At 65.6% G+C, this 26,552-nt stretch carries 28 protein-coding genes and 1 tRNA gene; 15 read left to right on the top strand and 14 right to left on the bottom strand.

What is annotated here, in order from left to right; genetic code table 11:
• The first annotated feature begins 6 nt into the window (after window positions 1-6).
• On the top strand, window positions 7-882 hold the full coding sequence (locus C6W92_RS04180; RefSeq protein ID WP_129431794.1) for a glycosyltransferase family 2 protein: 876 nt from the start codon (window positions 7-9) through the stop codon (window positions 880-882).
• Window positions 883-889: 7 nt separating this feature from the next.
• Here the strand turns inward: C6W92_RS04180 and C6W92_RS04175 are convergent, their stop codons facing one another.
• The 4 genes from C6W92_RS04175 to fabB all read right to left on the bottom strand — a co-directional run bounded on the left by C6W92_RS04175 (window position 890) and on the right by fabB (window position 4,664).
• A complete protein-coding gene (locus tag C6W92_RS04175; protein WP_241691069.1) occupies window positions 890-2,197 on the bottom strand; it encodes a glycine cleavage T C-terminal barrel domain-containing protein in 1,308 nt (435 codons plus the stop codon).
• Between the two features lie 68 nt (window positions 2,198-2,265).
• Window positions 2,266-2,574 carry a hypothetical protein gene (locus C6W92_RS04170; RefSeq protein WP_129431793.1) on the bottom strand — a complete coding sequence of 103 codons (309 nt, stop codon included), beginning with the start codon at window positions 2,572-2,574 and terminating at the stop codon, window positions 2,266-2,268.
• Window positions 2,575-2,635: 61 nt separating this feature from the next.
• Window positions 2,636-3,427: an enoyl-ACP reductase gene (locus tag C6W92_RS04165; protein ID WP_129431792.1), complete on the bottom strand. Its 792-nt coding sequence runs from the start codon at window positions 3,425-3,427 to the stop codon at window positions 2,636-2,638.
• Window positions 3,428-3,434: 7 nt separating this feature from the next.
• Window positions 3,435-4,664, bottom strand: coding sequence for a beta-ketoacyl-ACP synthase I (fabB, locus tag C6W92_RS04160; protein ID WP_129431791.1), 1,230 nt, complete (start codon window positions 4,662-4,664; stop codon window positions 3,435-3,437).
• 153 nt (window positions 4,665-4,817) lie between these two features.
• Between fabB and C6W92_RS04155 the strand changes: the two genes are divergently transcribed.
• The gene (locus tag C6W92_RS04155; RefSeq protein WP_241691068.1) at window positions 4,818-5,426 is read left to right on the top strand and encodes a hypothetical protein; all 609 of its coding nucleotides are present in this window, start codon (window positions 4,818-4,820) and stop codon (window positions 5,424-5,426) included.
• Between the two features lie 7 nt (window positions 5,427-5,433).
• On the opposite strand, the gene irrA is transcribed toward C6W92_RS04155, so the two are convergent.
• Window positions 5,434-5,856 carry an iron response transcriptional regulator IrrA gene (gene irrA, locus C6W92_RS04150; protein WP_129431790.1) on the bottom strand — a complete coding sequence of 141 codons (423 nt, stop codon included), beginning with the start codon at window positions 5,854-5,856 and terminating at the stop codon, window positions 5,434-5,436.
• A 173-nt stretch (window positions 5,857-6,029) separates the two neighbouring features.
• On the opposite strand from irrA, the gene fabA reads away from it, so the two are divergent.
• Together fabA and C6W92_RS17920 are read left to right on the top strand one after the other, a co-directional pair.
• On the top strand, window positions 6,030-6,539 hold the full coding sequence (gene fabA, locus C6W92_RS04145) for a bifunctional 3-hydroxydecanoyl-ACP dehydratase/trans-2-decenoyl-ACP isomerase (protein WP_104020299.1): 510 nt from the start codon (window positions 6,030-6,032) through the stop codon (window positions 6,537-6,539).
• Between the two features lie 303 nt (window positions 6,540-6,842).
• Complete coding sequence (locus C6W92_RS17920; RefSeq protein ID WP_241691067.1) at window positions 6,843-7,196, top strand: excinuclease ABC subunit A; 354 nt, start codon at window positions 6,843-6,845, stop codon at window positions 7,194-7,196.
• A 101-nt stretch (window positions 7,197-7,297) separates the two neighbouring features.
• On the opposite strand, the gene C6W92_RS04135 is transcribed toward C6W92_RS17920, so the two are convergent.
• Complete coding sequence (locus tag C6W92_RS04135; protein WP_104020298.1) at window positions 7,298-7,726, bottom strand: peptidylprolyl isomerase; 429 nt, start codon at window positions 7,724-7,726, stop codon at window positions 7,298-7,300.
• Window positions 7,727-7,908: 182 nt separating this feature from the next.
• Here C6W92_RS04135 and C6W92_RS04130 point away from each other — a divergent pair, with 182 nt between their 5' ends.
• The 6 genes from C6W92_RS04130 (at window position 7,909) to C6W92_RS04105 (ending at window position 13,988) form a co-directional block, all read left to right on the top strand.
• Window positions 7,909-8,595: a haloacid dehalogenase type II gene (locus C6W92_RS04130; RefSeq protein WP_104020297.1), complete on the top strand. Its 687-nt coding sequence runs from the start codon at window positions 7,909-7,911 to the stop codon at window positions 8,593-8,595.
• Complete coding sequence (locus C6W92_RS04125) at window positions 8,595-9,428, top strand: alpha/beta hydrolase (RefSeq protein ID WP_129431789.1); 834 nt, start codon at window positions 8,595-8,597, stop codon at window positions 9,426-9,428. The genes C6W92_RS04130 and C6W92_RS04125 overlap by 1 nt, the downstream gene beginning before the upstream one ends.
• Window positions 9,425-10,399, top strand: coding sequence for a threonine/serine dehydratase (locus C6W92_RS04120; protein ID WP_129431788.1), 975 nt, complete (start codon window positions 9,425-9,427; stop codon window positions 10,397-10,399). Before C6W92_RS04125 ends, C6W92_RS04120 begins: the two co-directional genes overlap by 4 nt.
• Before the next feature lie 13 nt (window positions 10,400-10,412).
• A complete protein-coding gene (gene pcaD / locus C6W92_RS04115) occupies window positions 10,413-11,237 on the top strand; it encodes a 3-oxoadipate enol-lactonase (RefSeq protein ID WP_129431787.1) in 825 nt (274 codons plus the stop codon).
• Between the two features lie 356 nt (window positions 11,238-11,593).
• The gene (locus C6W92_RS04110) at window positions 11,594-12,679 is read left to right on the top strand and encodes a zinc-binding dehydrogenase (RefSeq protein ID WP_129431786.1); all 1,086 of its coding nucleotides are present in this window, start codon (window positions 11,594-11,596) and stop codon (window positions 12,677-12,679) included.
• A 76-nt stretch (window positions 12,680-12,755) separates the two neighbouring features.
• Window positions 12,756-13,988, top strand: a complete 1,233-nt coding sequence (locus C6W92_RS04105) for a mandelate racemase/muconate lactonizing enzyme family protein (protein WP_129431785.1) — start codon at window positions 12,756-12,758, stop codon at window positions 13,986-13,988.
• Between the two features lie 240 nt (window positions 13,989-14,228).
• Here C6W92_RS04105 and C6W92_RS04100 read toward each other — a convergent pair whose 3' ends face one another.
• From C6W92_RS04100 to C6W92_RS04070, 7 genes are read right to left on the bottom strand one after another with little or no spacing between them, the layout of a single operon-like run.
• Complete coding sequence (locus C6W92_RS04100; RefSeq protein ID WP_129431784.1) at window positions 14,229-15,158, bottom strand: AEC family transporter; 930 nt, start codon at window positions 15,156-15,158, stop codon at window positions 14,229-14,231.
• A 4-nt stretch (window positions 15,159-15,162) separates the two neighbouring features.
• Window positions 15,163-15,960 carry an MBL fold metallo-hydrolase gene (locus C6W92_RS04095; protein ID WP_129431783.1) on the bottom strand — a complete coding sequence of 266 codons (798 nt, stop codon included), beginning with the start codon at window positions 15,958-15,960 and terminating at the stop codon, window positions 15,163-15,165.
• Window positions 15,960-16,751 carry a TatD family hydrolase gene (locus tag C6W92_RS04090; RefSeq protein WP_129431782.1) on the bottom strand — a complete coding sequence of 264 codons (792 nt, stop codon included), beginning with the start codon at window positions 16,749-16,751 and terminating at the stop codon, window positions 15,960-15,962. The genes C6W92_RS04095 and C6W92_RS04090 overlap by 1 nt, the downstream gene beginning before the upstream one ends.
• 21 nt (window positions 16,752-16,772) lie before the next feature.
• Window positions 16,773-17,894 carry a DNA polymerase III subunit delta' gene (locus C6W92_RS04085; protein ID WP_129431781.1) on the bottom strand — a complete coding sequence of 374 codons (1,122 nt, stop codon included), beginning with the start codon at window positions 17,892-17,894 and terminating at the stop codon, window positions 16,773-16,775.
• The gene (tmk, locus tag C6W92_RS04080) at window positions 17,891-18,517 is read right to left on the bottom strand and encodes a dTMP kinase (RefSeq protein WP_129431780.1); all 627 of its coding nucleotides are present in this window, start codon (window positions 18,515-18,517) and stop codon (window positions 17,891-17,893) included. The genes C6W92_RS04085 and tmk overlap by 4 nt, the downstream gene beginning before the upstream one ends.
• Window positions 18,514-19,677, bottom strand: a complete 1,164-nt coding sequence (locus C6W92_RS04075; RefSeq protein ID WP_129431779.1) for a D-alanyl-D-alanine carboxypeptidase family protein — start codon at window positions 19,675-19,677, stop codon at window positions 18,514-18,516. The genes tmk and C6W92_RS04075 overlap by 4 nt, the downstream gene beginning before the upstream one ends.
• Window positions 19,678-19,692: 15 nt before the next feature.
• The gene (locus tag C6W92_RS04070; RefSeq protein ID WP_347232783.1) at window positions 19,693-20,538 is read right to left on the bottom strand and encodes an SPOR domain-containing protein; all 846 of its coding nucleotides are present in this window, start codon (window positions 20,536-20,538) and stop codon (window positions 19,693-19,695) included.
• A 266-nt stretch (window positions 20,539-20,804) separates the two neighbouring features.
• Between C6W92_RS04070 and C6W92_RS04065 the strand changes: the two genes are divergently transcribed.
• The 5 genes from C6W92_RS04065 to C6W92_RS04045 all read left to right on the top strand — a co-directional run bounded on the left by C6W92_RS04065 (window position 20,805) and on the right by C6W92_RS04045 (window position 24,720).
• Window positions 20,805-20,892: transfer RNA gene (locus C6W92_RS04065), tRNA-Ser, on the top strand.
• A 673-nt stretch (window positions 20,893-21,565) separates the two neighbouring features.
• On the top strand, window positions 21,566-21,796 hold the full coding sequence (locus tag C6W92_RS04060) for a helix-turn-helix domain-containing protein (protein WP_241691066.1): 231 nt from the start codon (window positions 21,566-21,568) through the stop codon (window positions 21,794-21,796).
• Between the two features lie 120 nt (window positions 21,797-21,916).
• On the top strand, window positions 21,917-23,722 hold the full coding sequence (locus C6W92_RS04055; protein ID WP_129431776.1) for a DUF927 domain-containing protein: 1,806 nt from the start codon (window positions 21,917-21,919) through the stop codon (window positions 23,720-23,722).
• Window positions 23,723-24,123: 401 nt separating this feature from the next.
• Window positions 24,124-24,525, top strand: a complete 402-nt coding sequence (locus tag C6W92_RS04050) for a helix-turn-helix domain-containing protein (protein WP_129431775.1) — start codon at window positions 24,124-24,126, stop codon at window positions 24,523-24,525.
• A 3-nt stretch (window positions 24,526-24,528) separates the two neighbouring features.
• Window positions 24,529-24,720, top strand: coding sequence for a hypothetical protein (locus tag C6W92_RS04045; RefSeq protein WP_129431774.1), 192 nt, complete (start codon window positions 24,529-24,531; stop codon window positions 24,718-24,720).
• A 629-nt stretch (window positions 24,721-25,349) separates the two neighbouring features.
• Here C6W92_RS04045 and C6W92_RS04040 read toward each other — a convergent pair.
• The coding region (locus C6W92_RS04040; RefSeq protein WP_164989166.1) for a hypothetical protein at window positions 25,350-26,552 on the bottom strand (1,203 nt) is incomplete at its 5' end.

Here is a 26,552-nt window from a genome sequence, read left to right as displayed (position 1 = left end):
AGACAAATGACGGCACCCACGCTCACCGATTTCCTGGCCGCACCGGGCACGGCGCTTGCCGACGGGCCGCTGGCGATGATCTTCGCCGAGGACGAGACCGAGATCGACTCGACCCTGCGCCATCATCTCGATCTGGGGTTCAAGTCGGTGCTGTTCTTCGCGCCCGACGCCTTTGCCGCCGCGCCCGACGTGACCACAGAGCAGATGGTCCACCGCATCCGCTTCGACGCAGCCGGCGGCGAGGATCCGATTGACGCGGTCAATGCCGTGGCCGCCGCCGCGCCGGGGCTGTGGATGTATTACTGTTTCAACGCCGAATACCTGTTCTACCCGTTCTGCGAAACGCGCAGCGTCGGCGAACTGCTCGCCTTCCACACCGAGGAACGGCGCGACGCGATGCTTGCCTACGTGATCGACCTCTACGCCCCCGATCTCGACCGCCACGCCGATGCCGTCTCGCTCGAAGAGGCACAGCTCGACCGCTCTGGCTATTACGCGCTCGGGCGCCCCGACCCGGACAATCACAACCAACCCAGGGAACGCCAGCTCGATTTCTTCGGTGGGCTGCGCTGGCGATTCGAGGAACACATCCCGGCCAACCGCCGCAAGATCGACCGCGTCGCGCTGTTTCGCGCGCAGCCGGGGGTGATCCTGCGCGCCGATCACACCTTCTCGGACGAGGAATACAACACCTATGCCTGCCCCTGGCACAACAACCTGACCGCCGCCATCGCGTCGTTTCGCACCGCCAAGGCGCTCAAGCGCAATCCGGGCTCGACCTTCGACATCCCGACCTTCACCTGGCACAATTCCGTGCCATTCGAATGGCACTCGCGGCAATTGCTCGACCTCGGCCTGATGGAGCCGGGGCAGTGGTTCTGACCCGTGCTCAGGCTCCGCCCTCTTTCCGGCGCTCGCGCGCGCTCGGGTGCGCCGACGCGACAAACGGCACCTCGGACACGATTGCCGATACCGATTTTCCCGACGTCTCCTGGTACATTTCGGGCAACTCGACCCGCAGCCGCGTGCCGATGGCCGATTTCTCCCACGGCACATAGGCAAGCGCGATGTTCTGCTCCAGGTCGGGCGAATACCACGGCGAGGTGACATAGCCGCAGCGTTCATCATTTTCGTCCCCGACCAGCCAGAAATCCGGCGCGTAATCGGTGATCGGCTTGCCGCCAACCTTCAGCCCCACGAGTTTCAGCGCGAACGGGTAGCGCCCCGCCTCGATTTCGGCACGCTGCTCCTCCAGCGCCGCCTTGCCGATATAGTCGGCATCCTTGTTGCGCGGCACCTGGTAGGCGAGGTTGACCTGAAACGGAGAGGTCTCTGAGTCCATGTCCTGCCCCCAGGACAGTATACCCGCCGCGATCCGCCGATGATGCCCCGGGGCGATCACGCGGAGGCCGTAATGCGCCCCGATGCCGCGCAACGCATACCAGACGCGCTCGGCCGTCTGCGACGCGTCGCGCACGTAAATCTCATATCCCTTCTCACCGCTGAACCCGGTCTGGCTGATGACCACCGGGCAGCCGTCGATCTCGGCATGCATCAGCCCGTAATAGGGAATTTTCCGCAGACCTTCGCCCAGCAGATCGGCCATCAATTCTTCCGACAGCGGGCCTTGTACCTGCAACGGGGCCACGTCCAGCTCGCGGATATCGACATCCCAGCGTTTCGGCGTGTTCACCCCCTGCAACCACAACATCAGGTCCGTGTCCGAGATCGAGAACCAGAATTCATCGTCGGCCAGCCGCAGCAGCACCGGATCGTTCAGGATGCCGCCCTTGTCATTGCACAATATGCAGTATTTGCCGTGCATTGGCTTGATGCGGGTGGCGTCGCGGGTGATGACGGTGTTGACGAAGTCCTCGGCATCCGGCCCTTTGACGCGGATTTGCCGCTCCACCGCAACGTTCCACAGCGTCACGCCATTGACCAGCGCCCGGTATTCCGCCATCGCTCCGCCATCCTCGGGCCGGGCATAGCCGCGCGGGTGATACATGCGGTTGTAGACGGTGGCACGCCACGCCCCCGCCTCGATCGACAGGTGCCAGAACGGCGATTTGCGCACCCGTGTTGAAATCAGCATCTGGACGGGGGTGGTGCCGGATTGGCGCAGGTTCGCGGGCACCGTGCGGTCCGATTGATCTACGCTCGGCACATTGGGGTGTGTGCGGCTTGTGTGTGTCATACATCCGAGATGGGCATTCATGTGTCGAGATCAACACGCGCACCACTCACGACGGCGTGGCCAGCGCCTCAGCGCATCACCGTGTCGATGAACCATCCCGAAAGCCCCGCCTTGTTGCCCGAGGAGGAAGAGCCGCCGCCCATTCCCGCCAGAAGCGTACCCGGCCCCGGCGCGCCCTCGATGGCGGCCCCGGCGTAGGCGACCGCCTCCTGCATCCGCGCATGAACCCAGGGGGCAAGCCGCGGCTCCTGCCAGATCGCCGTGCCGATACAGACCAGCAGCGCCAGCCGCACCGGCCAGGCCCAGGCCCGCGCGCGGCGCGCTCTGGCGGCAAGAACCTGCTCTCGCGGAGGCTGGGATGAATAGACCACGGACATTGCCGCAGGTTATCGCCCCCGCATGGCGGGAATGGGGCAGAACCTGGGCCGCGCCCTGACCTCAGAGGTTCTCGGCCTGCGGCATCCCCAGAACATGGTAGCCGCAATCAATATGGATGATCTCGCCACTGGTGCACGCCCCGGCGTCCGAGGCAAGCCAGACCGCCGTGCCGCCGATCGCCTCAAGCGTGGCATTGGCGCGCAGCGGCGCGTTCATTTCGGTATGCTTGAACGTCTTGCGCGCGCCTCCGATGGCCGCACCCGCCAGCGTCTTCATCGGGCCGGGGCTGAGCGCGTTGACGCGGATGCCGTCGGGGCCGAGATCGTTGGCCAGGTACCGCGTCGTCGCCTCTAGCGCGGCCTTGGCCACCCCCATCACGTTGTAATTGGGCACCACCTTGTTCGATCCCTGGTACGTCAGCGTCATCAGGCAGCCACCATTCGCCTTCATTAGCGGATAGGCGCGCCGCGCCACCTCGATGAAGGAGTAGGTCGAGATATCCAGCGAATGCTTGAAATTCGCGCGGCTGGTGTTGAGAAACCGCCCCGTCAGCTCCGATTTGTCCGAATAGGCGATGGCGTGGACCACGAAATCAATGGTCGGCCAGCTTTCGGCCAATTTGCCAAAGGCCGCGCCGAGCGACTCGTCGTCGGTCACATCCACGTCGAGAAGCAGGTCCGACCCGAGGCTCTCGGCGAGCGGGGCCACGCGCTTGCCGAACGCCTCGCCCTGGTAGGTAAACGCCAGCTCTGCCCCCGCCGCGCGCATCTCGCGGGCGATCCCCCAGGCGATAGAGCGATCATTGGCCACCCCCATGATAAGCCCGCGCTTGCCCTGCATCGAAATCGTCATTTGCCTGTCATCCGTGATACTTGCTCAGCAGCATCGCACCGTTGGTGCCACCGAAGCCGAAACTGTTGGTCATCACCGTGTCGAGCCCGGCCCCGTCCACCCGTGCGGTGGCGATCTCGCCCGGATCGAGCGCGGGGTCCAGCGTCTCGACATTGATCGAGGGGATGATGAAATCGTGCTCGAGTGCCAGCAGGCAGTAGATCGCCTCCTGCGCGCCGGTCGCGCCCTGGCTGTGGCCGGTCATCGACTTGGTCGAACTGATCGGCGGCGTCGTGCCGCGCCCAAAGATGCGGCGCACCGCCTCGACCTCGCCCACGTCGCCCACCGGGGTCGAGGTGCCGTGCGCGTTGATATAGCTCACCTTGCGGCCCTCGGGCAGCATCGAGAGGGCCAGCCGCATCGCCCGCTCGCCCCCCTCGCCCGAGGGGGCCACCATGTCCTCGCCATCCGAGGTGGCACCGTATCCCGTGACCTCGGCATAGATCTTCGCACCCCGCGCGAGCGCGTGATCGAGATCCTCCAGCACCACGATGCCGCCCCCGCCCGAGATCACGAACCCGTCGCGCCCCTCGTCGAAGGCGCGGCTCGCGCGGGAAGGGTCATCATTGTATTTCGACGACATCGCCCCCATCGCGTCGAACAGGCACGACAGCGTCCAGTCCAGTTCCTCTCCGCCGCCGGCGAACATCACGTCCTGCTTGCCCATCATGATCTGCTCGGCGGCGTTGCCGATGCAATGCAGCGAGGTGGAACAGGCAGAGGTGATCGAATAGTTGATCCCCTTGATCCGGAACGCGGTGCTCAGATTGGCCGAGATCGTCGAGCACATGGTCTTGGGCACGGCAAACGGCCCGATCCGCCGGGTGGAGCCCGTCTTGAGCACCACCTGGTGCGCCGCCAGCATCGCCGAGGTCGACGGCCCGCCCGATCCGGCGATGAGCCCGGTGCGCGGGTTGACGATATCGCCCTCCTCCAGCCCCGAATCGGCGATGGCCTGGCTCATGGCGACATGGGCATAGGCGGCCCCCGGCCCCATGAAGCGCAGCGTGCGCTTGTCCACATGCTCGGTAATATCGAGGTTGATCGCGCCCGCCACACGGCTGCGAAAGCCATGCTCGGCCATCGCGTCATTGGCGGTGATCCCCGACCGCCCCTCCCGGAGCGAGGTCAGAACCTCCTCGACGTTGTTGCCGATGCTGGAGACGATCCCCAGCCCGGTCACCACGACTCGACGCATCGCCGTCCTCCTATCTGCGCTCCCGCCTTGTGTAAGACAGGCAGGTATACGGGGCAAGCGGTTAGGGGCAAGCGTCCCGGCATCAGACACGGTTTCGCGTCACCGCGCGGTAGGGTAGCGTCGCGCCACACGCACCAGCCCGGAGGCCCGCCCGTGAGCACCACCGAGACGATCCTCGCCCGCATCCGCGAGTTGCAGGATGAAATGGAAGAAGAGTTCGCCCGCCGCCGCGCCGCGTTCCGATACCGGTTCGAGAACGGCCGCGTGGTGTTCGAGGCCGAGGTGCGGCGCCGTCACCGCGAAATGCGGGTGCGGCTCTCGACCTTCCTGCGCCACACCCGGCCCATGTCGATCATCACCGCACCGGTGATCTACGCCATGATCCTGCCTTTCGTGGCTCTCGATCTCTTCGTGACCATCTACCAGGCAGTGTGCTTTCCCGCCTACGGGATCGACAAGGTGCGGCGCGCCGATTTCATCCGCATCGACCGCCACCACCTCGCCTATCTCAACGCCCTGCAAAAGCTGAACTGCGTCTATTGCGGCTACTGCAACGGGCTCATCGGCTATGTGCAGGAAATCGCGGGTCGAACCGAGGCCTATTGGTGCCCGATCAAGCACGCCGCGCGGGTCGGCGCACACCATGCCTATTACGCGCAATTCGTCGACTACGGCGATGCCGAAGGGTTCGAAGAGGGGCTGAAGGAATCGCGCCGCCGCATCACGCAGGCCGGGCTGTCGGGCATCGCGCCAAAGGGATGAGCCGCGCTCAGCCCCGGCTGCGGCGCAGGCGGATCACCACGTCGACGGCGGTGATCTCAGCGCCTTCGGGGGCCGAAGGCAGGCGCGCGATCTCCAGTTCGTCGGCGGGCGCGTCGCTCAGCCGGTTCTCGTCTTCCCAAAAGAAATGCGGGTGATCATGGGTGTTGGTGTCGAAATAGCTCTTGGAGCCATCCACCGTCACCTCCTGCAAAAGCCCCGCGTCGCAGAACGCCTTGAGCGTGTTGTAGATGGTGGCAAGCGACACGCTCTCGCCCGCCGCGCGGGCATCGGCAAACAGGCTCTCGGCGGTGACGTGGCGGTGCTGGCCGTCGCCGTGCAACAGCCGCGCCAGCGCCACGCGCTGCCGCGTCGGCCGCAGCCCGACCTGCCCAAGCCAGTCGGTCGCCATGATGCTGTGCTGATCCGTCATCGCCATTTCCCTATCGTTACCCTGCAATATAGGTTTTCCGCCCCCTCGATTTCAAACGAAAATCGCGACCATTATGCAGCACGGACGGTGCGGCGCAGGGTTGCAAGGAGGATTCGCGCGGTGATAGAGGAATGCCAGACCCCGCCCGCCCGCATGTGAAAGGGATTGCCCCGATGGCCGAGTATCCGCGCAGCTTCGATCGCGATGACCTCCTGAAATGCGCGCGGGGAGAGCTTTTCGGCCCCGGCAACGCGCAACTGCCCCTGCCGCCGATGCTGATGATGGACCGCATCACCGATATCTCGGGCGATGGCGGAGCGCATGGCAAGGGCCACGTTGTGGCCGAGTTCGACATCCGCCCCGACCTGTGGTTCTTCGAATGCCACTTCCCCGGCAACCCGATCATGCCCGGCTGCCTCGGACTCGACGGCCTGTGGCAGCTCACCGGCTTCAACCTCGGCTGGCGCGGCTGGCAGGGGCGCGGCTATGCGCTCGGCGTGGGCGAGGTAAAGCTCACGGGCATGGTCCGCCCCGACAGAACGATGCTCACCTACAAGGTGGATTTCACCAAGGCGGTGCAGACCCGGCGGCTCACGATGGGGGTGGCCGATGGCATCGTCGAGGCCGATGGCGAGGTCATCTACCAGGTCCGCGACATGAAGGTCGCGCTGAGCGAGGGCTGAGGACACCCCCGCAGCCCCTTGCCGGATTTGTCGTGGATCGCGCCAGGTCCGAGGCGCCATCAGCAATGGCACAATAACCGGGTCGAGCGCATTGCGGTTGCAGACCGACACGGCCTGACCCGGCGTGCACATGGATTGCCTCGATAAAGGCAGTCAAGCTCGCAATGCTGCCAAAGTTGAAAGAATGCGGGCACGGCGTATCCGCCGATAAGCCTCTTTCCGCCGACATACGTGTTCAAGAGAAGCACATTGCAGGGAAGATGATTACATGTCCGACAGGTAGTCATTACGAGGAGATCTCTTATGCGACAGATTCCGCTTCTCATCACCTCAGCGGTTGTAGTCTGTCTCGGCCTCGCTGCAGAGGCGGGAAATCACAAGTCGCTCAAGGGACATCCAGTCGGCGTTGGTAGAGTCGCCGATTGCCCGCCCGGTCTGGCCAAGAAAAATCCACCCTGCGTGCCACCGGGGCAAGCTCGCAAATACGGGCGTGGCGACATCATCTTTGGCGATTACTGGATCGTCCGCCATCCGGGGCGCTACGGGCTTGATGCCAACGAGACCTACTACCGCGTGGGCGATTACGTCTACCGCGTGGATCGCGATACGCGCGAGGTCCTGGACCTGATCGGCGCAGCCGTCCGTGTGTTGAACTAGAGCATGTCGCTCAGAAGTAGTGTCGCGGGGCCCCATCACCCCCCTCAAACGCAACGCGCCGGGCAAGGCCCGGCGCGCGCATTCCGTCGCGGCATCCGCGATCAGTCGATATCGACCACCTCGATGGCGAACGTGAGGTCCTGCCCCGCCAGCGGGTGGTTGGCGTCGAGGATCACCTGCTCTTCGGTCACTTCGGCCACCGTCACGGGCATCACCTGCCCCTGCGGCGTCTGCACCTGAAGGCGCGTGCCGATATCGAGCGGGATATCCTCGGGGATGTCGGCGCGCGGCACCGCCTGCTTGGCGTCGGGGTCGGCGTCGCCATAGGCTTCGGCGGCGGGCACCTCGACGGTCTTTTTCTCGCCAACGGCCATGCCGGGCAGCGCGGCTTCGAGACCGGGGATGATCTGCCCCGACCCAACGGTGAATTCCAGCGGATCGCGGCCTTGCGACGAATCGAAGGTCTCGCCATCGGCCAGCGTGCCGGTGTAGTGAATACGGACGGTGTCGCCCTCTTTGACCTGGGTCATACGATGTTCCAATGCTTGGGGATGGGTGAGTTTGCAAGGCCGCGCGGCGCGCGGGTGCTCGGTTGATGCAGAGACCCTAGCCGAGCCGTCACGGATTCGCAAACAGCCTGCGCGCGTGGCAGGGCTTTCCCCTTCCCCCGGTTCGTGCCAGTCTCCGCGCAACCGACAGAAAGGGACACGTCATGCCGATCACCACCTGCATCTTCGACGCTTATGGCACGCTCTTCGACGTGGCCGCCGCGGCGCGCGCCGCAGCCTCCGAACCGGGGCGCGAGAACTTTGCCCGCCACTGGCCCGCCATCGCCGAGAAATGGCGCCTCAAGCAACTGCAATACACCTGGCTGCGCGCCGTGATGGGCGAACATATCGGCTTCTGGCAGATCACGCAGGACGGGCTCGACTGGGCGCTCGAATCCGAGGGCCTGCTCGGGGATGCCGACCTGCGCGAGCGGCTGCTGCAACTCTACTGGGAACTCGAGGCCTACCCCGAGGTGCCCGACATGCTCGCCGCGCTCAAGGCGGACGGGATCAGCACGGCGATCCTCTCCAACGGCGCGCCGGACATGCTCGACGGGGCGGTGCGGTCCGCGGGTATCGGCGACCGGCTGGACGACGTGCTCTCGGTCGAAAGCGTCGGCATCTTCAAGCCCGCCCGCGTGGTCTATGACCTCGTCGGCCAGCGCTTCGGCTGCCCGCCCGAGGAGGTGCTCTTCGTCTCGTCCAACGGCTGGGACGCCTGCGCCGCCGCCGGCTACGGCTTCCGCACCGTGTGGGTCAACCGCGCGGGCGACCCGGTGGACCGTCTGCCCGCCGCGCCCGACGCACAGCTCTCCGACCTTTCCGGCATCCCCGGCATGGTGCGGGGCTGATGGCAAGGTTTGCCACTTCGGATGGGCTGTCGCTGCATTTCCGGGACGAGGGCACGGGACACCCCGTCCTGTGCCTCGCCGGGCTCACGCGCAACAGCGCCGATTTCGACTTCATGGCCCCCCATCTCTCGGACACGCGGCTCATCCGGCTAGACTATCGCGGGCGCGGGCAATCAGATCACGCCGCCGATTTCATGTCCTACAACATCCTGACCGAGGCCCGCGATGCGACTGAATTGCTCGATCACCTCGGCCTTGACCGCGTCACCATCATCGGCACATCGCGCGGCGGGCTGATCGCGATGGCGCTGGCGCATCTGCACCCGGGCCGGCTCGTGGGCGTGGTGCTGAACGATATCGGCCCCGAGGTGGCCGACACCGGCATCGCCCGGATCATGGATTACGTCGGGCGAGAGCCCGACCTGCCCGATCTCGACGCCGCCGCGAGCGCGCTGGCCCATGTCCACGCCGCCGCCTTCCCCGGCGTGCCGCTCGCCCGCTGGCGCGCACAGGCCGAGGCGATGTTCTTCGAGAAACCGGGCGGCGGGCTGGGCCTGCGCTACGATCCGCGCCTGCGCGACGCGCTGGTGGGACAGGCGGGCGCGGGCGAGGCCCCGGACCTGTGGCAGATGTTCGCGGCATTGGGCGGCCTCCCCCTCGCCGCGATCCGGGGCGCGAATTCCGACCTGCTTTCGCCCGAGACCTTCGCCAGGATGCAAGCGCGCCACCCCGGCATGATCGCCGCCACCGTACCCGATCGCGGCCACGTGCCGTTCCTCGACGAGCCGCAGGCGCTCGCCGCCATCCGATCCCTGCTGGAGCAGACACGATGACCGACATCACCATGATCCGCGCGGCGCAGGCGCGCCTTGCCGGGCACGCGCGGCGCACGCCGCTGCTCACCTCGCCCTTTCTCGATGAAATCGCCGGGCGGCGCGTTCTCATTAAACCCGAATGCCTGCAACACACCGGCAGCTTCAAGTATCGCGGCGCGCGCTCGGCCATCTCGGCGCTTGACGCCGATACCCGCGCGCACGGGGTGATCGCCTTTTCCAGCGGCAACCACGCGCAGGGCGTCGCCCTCGCGGCGCGCGAGTTCGGTGTGCCGAGCGTGATCATCATGCCGTCCGACGCGCCACGCCTGAAGATCGACAACACGTGCGCCCTCGGGGCAGAGGTGGTGCTCTACGACCGCGCGGGAGAGGATCGCGATGCGCTCGGCGACCGGCTCAGCACCGAGCGCGGGCTCACCCTCATCAGGCCCTTCGACGAGCCGCAGGTCATCGCGGGCCAGGGCACCACCGGGCTGGAAATCGCCGAGGACGCCGCCGCTCTCGGGATCGAGACCGCCGATGTGCTCGTCTGCTGCGGCGGTGGCGGGCTGACGTCCGGCATCGCGCTGGCGCTGGAGGCCGACGCGCCGGGCCTGCGCGCGCGCCCGGTGGAGCCCGAGGGCTTCGACGACGTGGCCCGCTCGCTCCGCAATGGCCGGATCGAGCGCAACGCGACGAGCGCGGGCGGCCTTTGCGACGCGATCATAACGCCGCAGCCCGGCGCGCTCACCTTCCCGATCATGCACCGCCTCTGCGGACCGGGCATTGTGGTGACCGACGACGAGGCGCTGCACGCGATGGCACTCGCCTTCCAGCGGCTCAAGGTGGTGGCAGAGCCGGGCGGCGCCGTGGCGCTCGCCGCCGCCCTCTTTCACGCGGATGAGATCGAGGGCGAGGCGGTGATCTGCACCATCTCGGGCGGCAATGTCGATGCCGATATCTTCACCACCGCGCTTGCGCGGTTCTGCTGAGGGAAGCCGCGCCATGCCCTTTCTCGACCTTGGCGACGTGACGCTTCATTACCTCGACGAGGGCGCGCCCGACGGCCCGCCCCTCGTCCTCGCCCACGCGCTCGGCACCGGCACGATGCTGTGGGACAACATCATGCCGCTCCTGCCAGCAGGCGTGCGGGTTGTCCGCTACGATGCGCGCGGGCACGGGCGATCCTCCTGCCCGCCCGCGCCCTACACGATGGGCGCGCTGATCCGCGATGCCGAGCGACTGATGGATCACCTCGGCCTGCGCGATGCCATGTTCGTGGGCCTTTCCATCGGCGGGATGGTGGCGCAGGGGCTGGCGGTGAAACGGCCCGACCTCGTGCGCGCGCTGGTGCTGTCGAATACCGGGGCCAAGATCGGCACACCCGAAATCTGGGCCGACCGCATCGCCACCGCGCGGCAACCGGGCGGGATGGAAAAGCTGGCCCGCGCCTCCTGCGATCGGTGGTTCCCGCGCGCCTATGTCAGGGCTGGCCACCACCTGCCGTGGTGCGAGCATCTGCGCGCCCACGACCCCGAGGGCTACGCCGGCTGCGCCGCCGCCATTTCCGGCACCGATTTCTACACCCCCACCTCCGGGCTGCGCATCCCCGCGCTCGGCATCGCCGGGTCGGAGGACGGCTCCACCCCGCCCGATCTGGTGCGAGAAACGGTGGACCTCATCCCCGGCTCGCAATTCTGCCTGTTGCGCGGCACCGGCCATGTGCCTCCCATCGACGCCCCGCAGGACTACGCCGCCTGTCTCGGCGGCTTCATCGACGCTACGGGGCATCTGCGCACCGCACCGGGGGACAACCCGCCATATCGTTGACCTGCGGGTTTGGCATGGAGCGGTCGTTTGCACTAGCCGCGCGTCGACGGGCCGCGGCGCGACGATCCAAGGTTCGTTCTGCCGCGCTTAATGGCAGCCAAATCCGAAGAAGGCCCGAACGGCGCACAGGTTGCAGCCATGTCGCCGTGCCGGGGGGCGGCCCGGCGATGCGCGGCGGCGCGTAAACGCGCCTTTACTCCGCGCATTGGCACCAAGACCTGAACGTCCCCTCCAGGTCACCACCCGCCCCACCCCGTCTTTCCCGATACCCCTTTCACCCGCACGCGCCGCCGCATAATTGCCCTTGCACCCAAACTCGAATCCCGGTCACCTGTGAAAAACCGAGGGAGAAATTCATGGGCATTATCAAGGCCGCCGTCTGCCACCGATTCGGCGCCCCGCTCAGCATCGAGAACGTCCACCTGCGCGCGCCAGAGGCCGGCGAGATCGAGGTCGCGCTCGACGCCGTGGCGATCTGCCATTCCGACATCACCTATGCCGATGGCGGCTGGGGCGGCACGCTGCCGGCAGTCTACGGCCACGAGGCGGCGGGCCGGGTGCGCGCCACGGGCGCGGGCGTCACCGGCATCGCGCCGGGCGATCCGGTGGTTGTCACGCTCATTCGCGCCTGTGGGCAATGCTCTTCCTGCGCCGGGGGCCGCCCCACCGGATGCGAGACCTCCTATGACGGCGATCGCGGGCCGCTCAGCCTGCCGGATGGCAGCACGCTGCACCAGGCGATGGCCTGCGGTGCCTTTGCCGAGGCGGTCGTCGTGCATCACAGCCAGGTCGTGAAACTGCCCGAAGGGATCGACATGGCCGCCGCCTCGCTTCTGGCCTGCGGCGTCATCACCGGCGTGGGCGCGGTGGTGAACGCAGCCCATCTGCGCGCGGGCGAGGACGTGGTGGTGATCGGCGCGGGCGGCGTCGGGTTGAACGCCATCCAGGGCGCGCGCATCGCGGGCGCGCGGCGCATCGTGGCCGTGGACATGACCGAGGAAAAGCTCGCCACCGCGCTCGAATTCGGCGCCACCGACGGGGTGCTCGCCACCAACGCAAAACCGTGGCGCGCGGCGAAACAGGCGATGGGGCGCGGCGCGGACGCGGTCTTCGTCACCGTGGGCGCGGCGCGCGCCTATGACGCGGCGCCCCGCTACCTCGCGGGGGGTGGCCGGATGGTGATGGTCGGCATGCCCCATTCCGGCGACGAGAGCCGCTATGAAGCCGCCAATTTTGCCGCCGCCGGGCAGGCGATGATCGGCTCCAAGATGGGCGAAACGGTGATCCGCCGCGACATCCCCTGGATGGTCGATCTCTACGCGCAGGGGCGGCTGAAACTCGACGAACTGATCTCGAACCGCTGGCCGCTCGACCGGATCAACGAGGCCATCGCCGACACCAAATCCGGGTCTGCGCGGCGCAACGTGATCGTGTTCGGCTGACCGCACGGGCACCGACGCGATACCGACGAAATACCGACACGATACCGACAGGCAAAACCAGCCCCCGGAGACCCCCATGAAACTCGCCGATCTCGACATCATCGTCACCTCCCCGCCCGCGCCGGGCTGGGGCGGGTGCTACTGGATTCTCGTCAAGCTCACCACCGATGACGGGATCACTGGCTGGGGCGAATGCTATGCTGCGAGCGTCGGACCAGAGGCCATGCGCGCCGTGATCGAGGATGTGTTCGCGCGCCATATGGCGGGTGAAAGCCCTGAAAACATAGAACTTATGTTCCGCCGCGCCTATTCTTCCGGCTTCACGCAGCGGCCCGACCTGACGGTCATGGGCGCGTTCTCGGGGCTGGAAATCGCCTGCTGGGACATCCTCGGCAAGGCGCGCGGGCGGCCCGTCTGGGCGCTACTCGGGGGCCGGATGAACGACCGCGTCCGCGCCTATACCTACCTCTACCCCCTGCCCCATCACGACCTGACCGCCTTCTGGACCTCCCCCGAGATGGCCGCCGAGAGCGCGCTCGACTGTGTAAGTCGCGGATATACCGCGATAAAATTCGACCCCGCCGGCCCCTACACCATGCGCGGCGGGCACATGCCCGCGATGGCCGACATCTCGCTCTCCGTGGCCTTCTGCCGCGCCATCCGAGAGGCCGTGGGCGACCGCGCCGACCTCCTTTTCGGCACCCACGGACAGTTCACCACCGCCGGTGCCATCCGGCTGGGCCAGGCGCTCGAACCCTATTCCCCGCTCTGGTTCGAAGAGCCCGTGCCCCCTGATAACATTGATGAAATGGCCCGCGTCGCCCGCGCCGTGCGCATTCCCGTCGCCACCGGCGAACGGCTCACCACCAAGGCCGAATTCGCCGCAGTACTGCGCGCCGGAGCCGCCGAAATCCTGCAACCGGCGCTTGGCCGCGCGGGCGGCATCTGGGAGATGAAGAAGGTCGCCGCCATCGCCGAGGCCCACAACGCGCAAATGGCCCCCCACCTCTACGCCGGCCCCGTCGAATGGGCAGCGAATGTAGCTCTTGCCGCCTCGATCCCCAACATCTTGATGGCAGAGACCATCGAGACGCCCTATCACGCAGCGCTCATCAAGGGCGGCATCACGGTCGAGGACGGCTTCATCACGCCACCCACGACACCGGGCCTTGGCATCGAGATTGACGAGGCCCTCGCCCGCGCCCACCCCTACAACGGCACCGGCCTCCACCTCGAAATGCAGGACGCGCCCTGCGACTACGTCAACGGCAACAGCTTCGCCGGGGGTGCCCCGCTCAAGACAGAGTAAGGGCGCGTTTGGCCTGTAGCGGACGTTGAACGTCAAGCGCTGAGCCGCGCCATCGCATGTCCGCGGGCAGGCGACCCGACGGTTTTTCAGTGCGCTTTATTTCAGCTTTCCCGCAAAAGATTTAGTCGGCGCGCTGACTTAACCATATCGCCTGTCCGGGGGGCGGACATGCGATGGCGCGGCGGGCTTCGCCCTTGAATCCGCGCCGGGACCAAATCCCAAACGACCGCTCAAGGCCAATCACGGCAACACCTGCAGCCACAGCCACGCGGTGACCACCGTCAGCCCCGTGGCGATCAGCACGCTTGACGCCGCCACCCGCTTGGCATGACCATACATGTTGGCGAAGATATAGGCATTGACCCCCGGCGCCATCGCCGCCGTCACCACTGCCGCGCGCAAGCCCTCCACCGGCAGCGACAGCGCCCGGCCCAGCCCGTAGGTGATCGCCGGGTGCGCCACCAGCGAGACCGCACAGACATAGAGGATCGCGCGCATGTCGCCCTCGGGGCGGTACTGCACCAGCACACCCCCCAACCCGAACAACGCCGCCGGAAGCGCCGCGCGCACCATCAGGTCGAGCGCGTCGTTCACCGGCCCCGGGATCGGCAGCCCCGACAGGTTGACCGCAAAGCCCGCAGCGATACCCATGATGAGCGTATTGGAGAACATCGCACGCCCCACCTTGGCCGCGACCGTCACCCCGCTCTGTCCGCGCGCGCGCACCACCTCCATCGCGGTGATGCCGATGCCGTAGCAAAACGGCGAATGCACCGCGATGATCGCAAAGTTGGCCGAGAGCGCGCCCACCCCGTAGGCACGCTCCATGATCGGCAAGCCCAGCAGGACAGAGTTGGAGAAGAGGCCGCAAAAGCCAATGGCCACCGCATCTTCCCACGATCGACCAAAGATCAGCCGCGCACCGAACAGCCCCAGCAAAAACCCCGACAGCGCCCCGGTATAAAAGCTCAAGAGCAGCCGCCAGTCGAAGCTCTGCGCCAGATCGAGTCGCGCCAGCGCCGCGAAGAGCAGGCACGGGATGGCGAATTTCTGGGTGAAGGTCATGAGGCCATCCACGCCCGCCGCGCTGAACCAGCCCCGCCAAACCGCGAGATAGCCGAACCCGATCACCAGAAAGACCGGAAGTATGACCTCGAGAAGCGCCTGCACCGGCTCAGACCGCGTAGCGGATCACCATCCCGTCAAAGGCGGGGGTGACATGCGCGGGCGTCTCGTCGGCGATGGTCGCGTAGTCCATATCGATATGCATGTTGGTCAGCACCGCCCGGCGCGGGGCGGCGCGCGCGATCCACTCCAGCGCGAGTTCGAGATGCGCGTGCGTCGGGTGCGGCTTGCGCCTGAGCGCGTCGAGCACCCAGCAATCGAGCCCTTCGAGCGCGGTCCAGGCCCGCTCGGGGATATCCAGGACGTCCGGCAGATAGGCCAGATCACCGATGCGAAACCCCAGGGCGTCAATGCTGCCATGCCGCACGGTGAACGGGGTCAGCGTGATCGGCCCGCCCTGCCCTTCGATGGTGAAGGAGCCGTCGATCGTGTGCATGTCGAGGATCGGCGGATACGGGCTGTCCTCGGGCTGCACGAAGGCATAGCCGAACCGCGAATAGAGCGCGTTCTGCGTGTCGCCATCGGCGTAGACGGGCAGCCGCTGGCGCATGTTGAAGACGATCATTCGCAGATCGTCGATACCGTGGACGTGATCGGCATGGGAATGTGTATAGACAACCGCGTCGAGCGCGCCGACACCGGCATCCAATAGCTGCGCACGAAGATCCGGCGAGGTGTCGATCAGCACCCGGGTCACGCCCGCCCCGGTCTCGTGCTCCACCAGCATCGAACAGCGGCGGCGGAAATTGCGCGGCTCGCCCGGATCACAGTCCCCCCAATGCCCGCCGAGCCGTGGCACGCCGCCCGACGATCCACAGCCGAGGATGGTAAACCGCAATTCCCCCATCAGATCACCGCCCGCGAGAACAGCCGCTCGAAATTTGCCTCGGTCTGCGCTGCGAACTCGGGCCAATCCATACCGAACACCTCCGCCCCCTTCCGCGCGGTATGCGCGGTATAGGCCGGCTCGTTGCGCTTGCCGCGATAGGGCGGCGGCGCGAGATAGGGCGCGTCGGTCTCGACAAGGATGCGATCCACCGGGGCGGACGCAAAGATATCGCGCAGCTCCTGGCTCTTGGGAAAGGCGGCAATTCCGGACATCGACAGGTAGAACCCGAGGTCAAGCGCCGCCCGCGCCAATCCCGCACCGGACGAAAAGCAATGCATCACGCAATCATAGGGCCCGTTGCGGTATTCCTCGGCGAGGATGCGCGCCATGTCCTCATCCGCCGCGCGGGCATGAATGATAAGCGGCAGGCCGGTTTCCCGCGCGGCCGCGATATGCACGCGCAGGCTCTGCTGCTGCACCTCCGCACTGTCGGCGGTGTAGTGGTAGTCGAGCCCCGACTCGCCGATGCCGACGAACTTGGGATGCGCAGTCAGCGCGACCAGGTCCTCTACAGTGGCCATCGGCTCCTCGGCCGCGCTCATCGGGTGGGTTCCGGCAGCATAGAACACATGGCGGTACGCCTCGGCGATGGCGCGAACCTGCGGCTCCTGCCGCAGCCGCGTGCAGATCGTGACCATGCGGTGCACGCCCGCCTCGCGTGCCCGCGCGATGATCTCGTCGCGCTCCCCGTCGAAATCGGGAAAATCGAGGTGGCAGTGGCTGTCGGTGATACGGATGTCGGTGCTCATGCGTTCCCTGCGAGGCCAGGGCTAACCCCCGGCGGTCTGCTTAATCCTGAGCACGGTATCTAGGACAAGGCTGACAGGGTCAAGGTTGACCGCCAGCCCGTGACGCGCGCGCGAACCGACCTCTTCCGAGACCTGCGCCCAGAGCCGCGCACGCCCCGCGTCGGGGGCGAGCCGTGCCAGGAGTGCCGCCTCGCCGGGTGCCGCCTCGACGGCGGGCGGCGCGCCGGTGGCCCCGGTCCGCGCCAGCCGCACGAGAAACAGGTCGATGAGCGAGAACAGCAGGCTGCGTCGCGCCTCGGCCCCGCGCTGCGCCACCGCCTCGGCGAGGCGCAGCGCGCGCGCCCGATCAAACCGCGGCAGGCTCTCCATCAGTGCCACGATCTCGGCGTAGAGCGCCACGCCGTCGAGCGTGACCAACCGCGCCGCCGCGCCCACCGATCCCGCGGCCAGTTCGGCCAGTACCGCCGCGTCGCCACCGGGGTCGATCCCCGCCTGGTCCAGCGCACGGGCCATATCCTCGGGCCCCAGCGGCACCAGCCGCAGCATCCGGCAGCGCGAGCGGATCGTCGGCAATAGGCTCGAAGGCTGATGCGCGATGAGCAGCATCACCGTGCGCGCAGGCGGCTCCTCAAGCATCTTGAGGAGCGCGTTGGCAGCCTGCGGGTTAAGCTCGTCGGCGGCATCGACGATCACCACCCGCCGCCCGCCATCCGCAGCGGAAAGCGAAAAGAAATTTCCCATCTTGCGCACTTCGGCCACGCGGATGTCCTGCGCCAGCCGGTCGCCCTTGTCGTTGGGTCCGCGCCGCAGCAGGAACAGCCCGGGCTCCGACAACGCTAGCATTCGCCGCGCGACGGGGTGCCCGGGGTCCACGTCCAACGTCTCGGGCGGGGGTGGTGCACCAAATAGCCCGTCTTCGTGCACCTCCTGATGGGTCAGCAGGAACCGCGCGATGCGCCAGGCGAGCGTGGCCTTTCCCACACCGTTTGGACCGGTCAGCATCCAGGCGTGGTGGAGACGGCCCGTGGCATGGGCGTCGAGAAACGCCGCCTCGGCCGCGCCCTGCCCCATCAGGTGCAGGGTCTCGCGTGGGTGCGGCGCGCCCTCGGCGCGATCGGGCTCTGGCAGAACGTCCTCGTTCATCCCAGCCGCGCCTCCACCACGCGCGCCACGTCCACCGCCACCGCTTCGGGGGGGCGGGCGCCGTCGATCACCGCGACGCGGTCGGGAAACTCGTCGGCCAGCGCGAGAAATCCCGCCCGCAGCCGCTTCTGCAACCCCTCGCCGAAATCCTCGAACCGCGCCTCGCCGCCACCTCGCTCGGCGGCGCGCTCCAGGCCCTCGCGCGGGCCGATATCGATGAGCAGCGTCAGATCGGGCTCGCGCGCGATCATCAGCGCGTGCAACTCGTCCACCACCGGGCGCAGGTCGGCGCGACCCACCCCCTGGTAGACGCGGGTGCTGTCGGCGAAACGGTCCGAGATCACCACCGCCCCGCGCTCGATCGCCGGCGCGATCACCCGCTCGAGATGGTCGCGCCGCGCGGCGGTAAACAGCAACAGCTCGGTCTCGGGCGACCAGCGATCTCCATCGCCGGTCAGCAGCAGCTTGCGGATCTCCTCGGCCCCGGGGCTGCCGCCCGGCTCACGTGTGAGCACCACCTCGCGACCCGCCCCGCGCAGCCGATCTGCCAAAAGCCGCGCCTGTGTGGATTTGCCCGACCCGTCGATCCCCTCGAAGCTGACGAAGAGGCCGCGCCCGCTCAAGATGCGCCCTCTGGGACCTCTCGCAACCGCCCAAGAAGCTGCCCCGCCACCATGCGCAGCCGGGTCACGAACCCGCCCTGCGTCACAGCCTCGGTTGCAACCAGTTGAACCCGCGTCTCGGGCAGGCCCTCGGGGGTCAGCACGAGCTCGGCCAGCGGATCGCCCTTGGCCACGGGTGCGCGGATCGGCCCGGTATAGACCACCTCCGCCGCCAGCCGCTCGCTTTCGAGCACCGGCAGCAGCGTCACGATATCCTGCGCCGGAGCGAGCCCCACCTCCCCCGCCTCGCCCATCCAGATCGGCGCGCGGGCCACCACCTCGCCTTCGCGCAGCACGGTCTTGCGGGTGAATTGCCGGAACGCCCAGTTGACGATCGCCTCGGATTCCCGGGCGCGCTGCGCCGCGGTGTCGAGCCCGCTGATCGCGAAGATGATCCGTTGACCATCCTGCACGGCCGAGCCGACAAGCCCGTAGCCCGCCGACTGCGTGTGCCCGGTCTTGAGCCCGTCCGCGCCGATCCCGAGCCCGAGCAGCGGGTTGCGGTTGTGGATATTGGCGGGTGCGCGCCCGTCGAAGCTGAACTCCCGCTCGGCGAACATCTGGTAGAACTCCGGGAAGTCCTCGATGATGTGGCGCGACAGGAGCACCAGGTCACGCATCGACATCACGTGCCCCTCGGCGGGCCAGCCGTTGGAATTCCTGAAGACGGAGTTTGTCATGCCAAGGGCTTGCGCGCGCTGCGTCATGTAGCGGGCAAATCCGGCCTCCGTGCCGTCGGGGCTCAGCGCCTCGGCGATCACCGCGCAAGCGTCATTGCCCGACAGCACGACAATCCCGCGCAACAGATCCTCGACGCGCACCCGGTCTGTGGTATCGAGGAACATGGTCGATCCGCCATAGCTCATCGCGTGCCGCGAGACCGGAAGCCGCTCGTCAAGCGAGAGCCGCCCCTCCCGGATCGCCTCGAACGCCACGTAGAGCGTCATCAGCTTGGACATCGAGGCAGGCGGCAGCGGCGTGTCGCCGTTCTTGTTCAGAAGCACCGTGCCGGTGGCCACATCCATCACAAAGGCCGCGCGCGCGCTCGTCTCGAATGCGCTCGCCGGCAGCGCCAGGACGACCGCCAGCAGGGCCGACAAACAGACATTCACAAATCTCATAACGGCATCCCCCGTTCAGTTGGTGACCGCGTAGGCATCGCCAAAGCCGATTCCCTTGATCTTCTCCAGGATCGCGGCGCGTTCGGTGGCCGTGCGCATGGGCCCGACCACGACCCGCCAGAAGCGCTTGCCCTGCGAGGTCTGATCGAACACCGTGGGCACCATGCCCGCCTGCCGCAGGGCGGTGGCTGTGTTGCGGGCGTTCTGCTCGATGCTGAAGATACCCACCTGAACATAAGGCTTGGCAAGCGCCGAGGCGGCGCGCCCCGGATATTGCTCAGGCTCAGGCGCGGCCTCGGACGCTTGCGGTGCGGCGGCAGCCTCCTCCACCTCGGCGGCCTCGATCGCCGCGGCGGCCCCAGCCACCGGGTCAAGATCGCTCGCCGCGATCTCGGGTGCGGGGGCGACCTCCTGCGCAGCCCCGGTGTCCTCGGATTCCGCCGCGTCGTCCTCGACGGGGGCTTCCTCGCGGCGCAGGGCCGTGACGTTGAGCTGTTGGGGCGAACCCGCCAGCAGACCAAGCGCCGCCGCCGCATCCGAGGACACCTGGAAGGCTGGGCCGGGCACGTCGCGCTGACGCCGGAACAGCGCCCCAATGACGAACTTGCCATCGTCCGTGTTGCGGATGATGACACGCTCGGGATCCTTGACATCGGGATGGGCCACCCAGACCCCGCCGAGCGATGGCCGCCCGTCCCAAAGCCCCATGTCCGTCGCCTGGAATACTTCGGGAACCTCGACATCGCGCTCCACCAGCCGGGTCGAGCGCGTGTTGCCATCGACCGCCGCGCCCTGTTCGCCCGCGCCAGGCTGCAGCAGTGAGAAGTTTCCGCTCTCGTCGCATCCCGCAAGCAACGCCACCCAGAGCCCCGCCAAAAGGGCCGGGCCGCGGGCCAGGGATCCGCCTCGTTTCACTCGCTTCATGATATGCCTCTCGCCTGTGCTCCGCGCGGACTTGTCATCTTCCGCCTCTTCGCGCACCAGTCTACCCTGTCCACCTCAGCGTGAAAAGCGCGCAGCCAGACACTGCGCGGATTTCCCTGCTGGCGGGTCCGGGACAGCGAGGTACTTTCAGAATCGGGCGCGCCCCGCTACTGACGTCTCACTCGCCGCGCCCGCGCGCGACCGGAAGGGTGGCAGAGTGGTCGATTGCACCGGTCTTGAAAACCGGCGATGTGCAAGCATCCGTGGGTTCGAATCCCACCCCTTCCGCCATTATCATCCTACAACTCATTGTTATTGATCTGTTTTCTTATGTATGAGGACAGGTGACCCACCATAAATACCACCATAGTTAATCCCTTAGCGTGCTGGTGTTTGCGGTCGACTGCAGCTCTTTTCTAAGCGTGCCATGTCTGGCGGCGTCACCACGAACGAAATTATTACGACTCCGACACCGATGATCGCTGCAGTCATGTAGTGCGCGCCGACGCCGACTCTCCCAGACAGGCGACGGTCAGCACATTGGCCAATCGACAACGTCGCGGGCAAGCGGTGTTCAGCATTGAGGGGATGACAAGCAGGTTCTCCGGGGTCGCACGCATGGGCACGCATTCGGTCCCCTCTTCGTAGACATAAGCCTTATCGGCGTTCTCAGGCGCTGGTGACATCGACACCGCTGTTTTCGAGGTCGGCACCGGAGGATCCCAGAACCGTTGAGGTCACCCATCATCCCTTGACATTCTGAAACGGTTAAATCTCCAAGGTCGATAAGGTCATAAAAACAGACACTTATCTGACGCCTACAGAAACCTATAGAAACCTGAAGAAATCCTATTTTTCGTTTGGCACAATCCGCACATCGAAACCCGCACGCATGCCTGATCAACCGTCGAAACGATTCGGTTCGGCTGACACAGTCTTGCCTGCACAAGAAAGGAGATGTCGCGTGACTGATGCCAAATCCGAAAACCTTTATCTCTCCGTCGACCAGGTCGCCCAGCGCTTCAACGTGTCGAAGGACTCGATCTGGCGCTGGAAGCGGAATGGCGAGTTTCCCAAGCCCTTCAAGCTGGGTGGCGCCACCCGCTGGCACCTCTCGGATATCGAGGACTGGGAAAGCCGGCTCACCTGCGGCTTCGTCTCCGCTCTCGATGTCGATGCCCTGATGGCCCGCTGAAGGCCAGCCTAGACACAACAGCCAAACCCTGACCGCCCCGCGACGCGGGGCGTCAGCCATATCAGCGGCGTGACCCTAGTCTCGCCGAACGATCCCGTCATGTAAACTCGAGGTAACTCCATGACAAATCACAGCACCTTCTCCCCGCACGACAGCGCACGCGAGAACATCGTCACCTTTCCGCATACCGGCGACGCTCTCGGACATGGCGCATCTGCCGCGATCGACGGTCACGGTCTCGCCGGTATTCCCGAAGGCTTCACCCTCTGCTATGATGGGATCTACGAGTTTCGTCCCGGAGATGATGACGACCTGGTGCCGGTGCAGATATGCTCGCCCGTCGTCGTGATCGGACGGTGCCGGACTGCGACGGGCCATGGCTGGGGCCGCGTGGTCTCGATGCAGGATCCCGAAGGGAACTGGCATGAGCTGGTCCTCGAAGGGCGGCAGCTTTCGCAGTCGCCGAACGTCGCCCTCGCCCCGCTCTTCGACCTCGGCCTCGAGCTGGCACCGGCACGCAAGGCGGCGGAAAGCGTGATGCTGTTGCTGCGTTCGTGGCAGCTCGAGGCAGTCTACCTTCGCTGCAACCGGGTCGGCTGGACCAGTGACGCGCATGACGCCTTCGTTCTCGGCAACGGCCGCGTGATCGGACATGCCCTTGTGATGACGGACAGCGTCCCGGACGACATGAAGGCGGCAATCAACACGCAGGGCACGCTCGATGCTTGGAAGAACGAGGTCGCGGCACGGTGCGTCGGTAATCCGCTGATGATGCTGGCGGTCTCTCACGCGTTCAGCGGACCGCTTCTGTCCATTCTCGGCCAGACCGGAGGAGGGTTTCACCTGCGCGGCAAGTCGTCCCGCGGCAAGTCGACGATCCAGTATGTCGCCTCATCCGTCTGGGGCGCGCCGGGCCTGCTGCAGAGCTGGAACGGCACGCTCAGCGGCCTTGAGGGGGTCGCGGCCGCATGCAACGACACGCTGCTGAATCTCGAGGAGCTGCATAATGCCGATCCCAGGACTGTCGGAGAGACTGTCTACATGCTGGGCAATGGAAAGGGGCGGAGCAGGGCAAAGGCGAATGGGAAGCTGCAGTCAGCGCAGCAGTGGCGCGTGCCCATCCTGTCGAGCGGCGAAGTCACGCTCGAAGAACACATGAAGACGGCAGGTCGCAAGATGTTCGCTGGCCAGGCGGTGCGTCTGATCAATCTGGAGGCTGACTGCCGGGTGCACGGCGCCTTTGATGATCTTCACGGTGCAGACGGTGGCAGCGCTTTCGTCAAACGGCTCGATCAGGCGAGCCTCGAGAATTACGGCCATGCCGGTCCGCTCTTTGTCGAGCGCGTGATGGGAACCAGGGAAAAGAAAAAGAACTGGCAGACGTTCATTGATAAATTTTGCCGTGACATGGCAAAGCGCGAAGATCTGTCGCCGAGTGATGGACAGGCGCGTCGTGTCCTCAAGCGCTTCGCCATTGCGGCACTCGCGGGGGAGCTGGCCACCAAGGCCGGTCTGACCGGTTGGCCCGCAGGAGCAGCGAGAGCGGCGGCGGGAAAGATGTTCAGGGATTGGTTCAAGGCCGAGGAGGGCGTGACGAACGCAGAGATCGACACGTCCGTGCAGCGCACGCGGGATTATATCGCAAAGCACCATGATCGCTTTCAGATGATCGGGACCGAGGACAATCCCCCGGTCGATGGATGGCGAGACGAGCCCTGGGTCTACATCCGGACGGAGTGCTGGCAGAAGATTCACGCTCCGAATAATCCGGGCGAAGTGGCTCGGCTGCACGCGGATGGCGGATTCCTGAAGACTCAGAAGAGCGGCGGTTTCCAGGTGCGGATGGGACGGCAGATCGAAGGCCGCCCGTGGACCTATGCCGTCAACGCCGCGAAGCTCCGCGAGATGGGTGAGCCTGAGGAGTAAGCGCGTCCTGACATTAGATGGCGGGAGGGGCCATCAGCCCTTCCTGCTCACCGGACCGCTTGGACCGAGCGGACCGTTCAGATCCGGATGACGGCCTGGTTTCATGTCGGTCCAACTGGTCCAAGCGGTCCAAACGATTCAAGCGAACCGAGCACCTGACGATCAGGGCGAACCACGTGGTCCAGCCGGTCCAGCCGGACCACGCAGCCAAGAGTGCACTGTTACTTTACACACGAGGCTGGCCGCGCCTCGCCAGAGTAGCCATTTGCGCGCGCCGTCCTGCCGGGGAAATGGTGCCGTTAGATCAATTCGATCCCCCGGCCGATCCCCATGAGTCTGTTGCTATGAATTAAACACGCAGCTGACACGCTGTTAGATAACTGACTAAAAAGAGGAAGAAAATGCCGAAGAAACCTTACGCCGAGACCCGGCTCGCGAAATACATCGACAAGCGCGTGATGGAGCTCAAGCCCCGGAAGTCGCAGATCGAGATCGCCGTCGAGGCCGGGTTTGTCAGCGTCAACATGCTCTCGATGTTGAAGAACGGCTCGAGCAAGCTGCCGCTTGATCGCGTGCCCAGCCTGGCACGCGCGCTTGAGTGTGATCCCGCTTACCTGTTGCGCCTGACGCTCGAACAGGTGGAGGGCGACACGGCGGCGCACGCGCTCGTGGAAATCATGGGCACGCCTGTGACCGGCAACGAGCTCGGCTGGCTGCAGGAGATCCGCGAGGCCTCGGATCACAGCGACCCGCGCATGACCAGCCGCGGCCGCGCGGCGATCCGGGCGATCTTCCGGAAGTAGGACATGACGAGACCGAGCAGCCCGTCGGCCCGGGCGGCGTATCCCCGCACGCGCAGCCCAGGCTTCGGCCCCGAGACCCTGACCGACAACGAGGTCGCGTGGGTGGAGTTCCTGCGGATGATCAGCGATGGCCGCGACCTGCCCCCGACGCTTCGCTGCGTGCAGCTGCTCAGGCGCGTGTGCAGGACGTTCTGACGGCGTGGCAGGTCGCCCGTGATGCAGATCGCGCGAGGCGACTTGCCAGGTCGATTTTCCACCTTTCACACGACAAGATATGTCTGACCGTGACCTGTCATTCAAGGCAGCTTCCTTACAGAGCCCGTGAGAGCGCGCAGGAGCGCCGTGCCTGTCACATGGCTTGTGCAGCCGAAACAGCGCCGAGAAGGCTCAGTGAGCGCCTCAAGCGCTCTGAGGGGGCTCGTCGGCAGCACCCGGCGAGATGCCAGCATGCCTCTGGGCGGGACAATTCAATTAGCTCTTAACCCCCGAACCATGACGTCTATTTCTCGAATATGCCGAGTCCTGAATGCCGGATCCGAAGCGCACGATCACCTGTGTAGCATCAGTAAGTGCTGAATTTATGGCTTCTGTCGGTAGAACGCGCGTCGCACACACGACGTCCTGCCCTATTAACTGGGGTAACCCTCCTTTCCCCTCCATGGAGACAAGAAGGCAAGTAGGGAAGAAGAACCACGCAGACAGACAGCCCCCCTCTTTCTAGCTTCGCAACCTCAAGAGACAGCCCTTGCACCAGCCGTGACAATCTACTTTCTGAGGCGACTCTATGCCGTCGCTCTTGGAACGAGACCAGACGATCACCGGACTCAACTCCACGAGAAGCCGCGCCAGCGGCGGCCAAGCATATCCAGAGCGTCAGCGGTCACCTCGTTGAGCTCCTGCCACGCATCGAGCCCCTGCCCTTCTCTATCTTTATTGCGTGGTAGTTTCTCTCCTGCTTTACGTCTTCTTTCCCTCGCTTCAAGCTCCCCCGCGCGCTCCCTGAGCTCCAAGCCATAGACGCCGCGCGTTCGCATCTGGGCCTCAGCGTCATCAAGTAGGTACTGCCATGCGTCTATGGTGCCCAGCCGGAAAGACAAGAACGGCCTCGTCAGTTTCTTTAACGAGACCTGACCGAGATCGTTGATCGTGACGAGGCCGCGCTCCTCGAGTATATCCGCCCCGGAAAGCGTGACTTCGACGCGTGCACGGCGCTCGTTTTCCGAGAGCACTCGCTTGGTGCCGCTGACGGGATTCCTTTGATCCGCGATCTTATGCTGGATCGTGACGTGCGCAGATGCGTTCTTCGCACCTTTTGCGACGGTGGAATTGAGATGCAGCACTTCTCCAAGCTTCTCGGTCAGAATACGATCCCTGACTTTCGGATCCTTGATCATGTGATCCGGCATGGTCGCCCCGGGCTTCTTGTGAGGGAAAAGGTAACGTATCTTCGTTCCAGGCTTCTTGCAGTCGCGAAATTGCTGGCGCGCATCTACATGGCACGGCGTTTCCACTTCAGGCCGAACGAGAAGAGAATGTGGCACCCAGTGATGTCGCTGCAGCAGGCCAACCATCCGTTCACGGAGCAGGATGCGATGCGCCTGATCGGCGGTCTTGGGATAAAAATCCACGGCTACCTCGATCAGGTGAAGCGTCACGTTACCGACGATGCCGCTATCCTCCCGGATTACGTTCATGATCTTGCGCAGCATGGTCGGCATGGGCGTCTGTATCAGGATCGCGAAATGAAAGCCGCTGCGTTTGTTCATATCGGGAACAGGTAACGCTGCGCCCCACTTGAACTTGTCTTTCTGGTGATGTGTCAGATCCTGCACAAAGACCTTGATACCCGTCACTTTCTCTATCGTCTTTTGCAGATCCTCCCAGTGAACCTGGGACTTCGGGAACGTCTGAAAAACCTGCGACTTTCTGCCTAATCTGATAGGTTTGGGGCGTCCGCCAGAGGAGTCCTGCCGATGCCGAAACAGCCCGCCTTTCCCAGCCTGCGTGATGCGATGAAGAAGAAGGTG

Origin of the sequence: Roseovarius sp. A46 (assembly GCF_004126395.1) — a bacterium.
Classification (GTDB): domain Bacteria; phylum Pseudomonadota; class Alphaproteobacteria; order Rhodobacterales; family Rhodobacteraceae; genus Roseovarius; species Roseovarius nitratireducens.
This window is presented reverse-complemented; position numbering and strand designations above follow the sequence as displayed.

What these genes read in the sequence shown, in the direction of transcription:
- C6W92_RS04180 (WP_129431794.1), top strand. Translation starts at nt 7, where the DNA reads ATGACGGCACCCACGCTCACCGATTTCCTGGCCGCACCGGGCACGGCG.
- C6W92_RS04175 (WP_241691069.1), bottom strand. Translation starts at nt 2,197, where the DNA reads ATGACACACACAAGCCGCACACACCCCAATGTGCCGAGCGTAGATCAA.
- C6W92_RS04170 (WP_129431793.1), bottom strand. Translation starts at nt 2,574, where the DNA reads ATGTCCGTGGTCTATTCATCCCAGCCTCCGCGAGAGCAGGTTCTTGCC.
- C6W92_RS04165 (WP_129431792.1), bottom strand. Translation starts at nt 3,427, where the DNA reads ATGACGATTTCGATGCAGGGCAAGCGCGGGCTTATCATGGGGGTGGCC.
- fabB (WP_129431791.1), bottom strand. Translation starts at nt 4,664, where the DNA reads ATGCGTCGAGTCGTGGTGACCGGGCTGGGGATCGTCTCCAGCATCGGC.
- irrA (WP_129431790.1), bottom strand. Translation starts at nt 5,856, where the DNA reads ATGACGGATCAGCACAGCATCATGGCGACCGACTGGCTTGGGCAGGTC.
- fabA (WP_104020299.1), top strand. Translation starts at nt 6,030, where the DNA reads ATGGCCGAGTATCCGCGCAGCTTCGATCGCGATGACCTCCTGAAATGC.
- C6W92_RS17920 (WP_241691067.1), top strand. Translation starts at nt 6,843, where the DNA reads ATGCGACAGATTCCGCTTCTCATCACCTCAGCGGTTGTAGTCTGTCTC.
- C6W92_RS04135 (WP_104020298.1), bottom strand. Translation starts at nt 7,726, where the DNA reads ATGACCCAGGTCAAAGAGGGCGACACCGTCCGTATTCACTACACCGGC.
- C6W92_RS04130 (WP_104020297.1), top strand. Translation starts at nt 7,909, where the DNA reads ATGCCGATCACCACCTGCATCTTCGACGCTTATGGCACGCTCTTCGAC.
- C6W92_RS04125 (WP_129431789.1), top strand. Translation starts at nt 8,595, where the DNA reads ATGGCAAGGTTTGCCACTTCGGATGGGCTGTCGCTGCATTTCCGGGAC.
- C6W92_RS04120 (WP_129431788.1), top strand. Translation starts at nt 9,425, where the DNA reads ATGACCGACATCACCATGATCCGCGCGGCGCAGGCGCGCCTTGCCGGG.
- pcaD (WP_129431787.1), top strand. Translation starts at nt 10,413, where the DNA reads ATGCCCTTTCTCGACCTTGGCGACGTGACGCTTCATTACCTCGACGAG.
- C6W92_RS04110 (WP_129431786.1), top strand. Translation starts at nt 11,594, where the DNA reads ATGGGCATTATCAAGGCCGCCGTCTGCCACCGATTCGGCGCCCCGCTC.
- C6W92_RS04105 (WP_129431785.1), top strand. Translation starts at nt 12,756, where the DNA reads ATGAAACTCGCCGATCTCGACATCATCGTCACCTCCCCGCCCGCGCCG.
- C6W92_RS04095 (WP_129431783.1), bottom strand. Translation starts at nt 15,960, where the DNA reads ATGGGGGAATTGCGGTTTACCATCCTCGGCTGTGGATCGTCGGGCGGC.
- C6W92_RS04090 (WP_129431782.1), bottom strand. Translation starts at nt 16,751, where the DNA reads ATGAGCACCGACATCCGTATCACCGACAGCCACTGCCACCTCGATTTT.
- C6W92_RS04085 (WP_129431781.1), bottom strand. Translation starts at nt 17,894, where the DNA reads ATGAACGAGGACGTTCTGCCAGAGCCCGATCGCGCCGAGGGCGCGCCG.
- C6W92_RS04075 (WP_129431779.1), bottom strand. Translation starts at nt 19,677, where the DNA reads ATGAGATTTGTGAATGTCTGTTTGTCGGCCCTGCTGGCGGTCGTCCTG.
- C6W92_RS04055 (WP_129431776.1), top strand. Translation starts at nt 21,917, where the DNA reads ATGACAAATCACAGCACCTTCTCCCCGCACGACAGCGCACGCGAGAAC.
- C6W92_RS04050 (WP_129431775.1), top strand. Translation starts at nt 24,124, where the DNA reads ATGCCGAAGAAACCTTACGCCGAGACCCGGCTCGCGAAATACATCGAC.
- C6W92_RS04045 (WP_129431774.1), top strand. Translation starts at nt 24,529, where the DNA reads ATGACGAGACCGAGCAGCCCGTCGGCCCGGGCGGCGTATCCCCGCACG.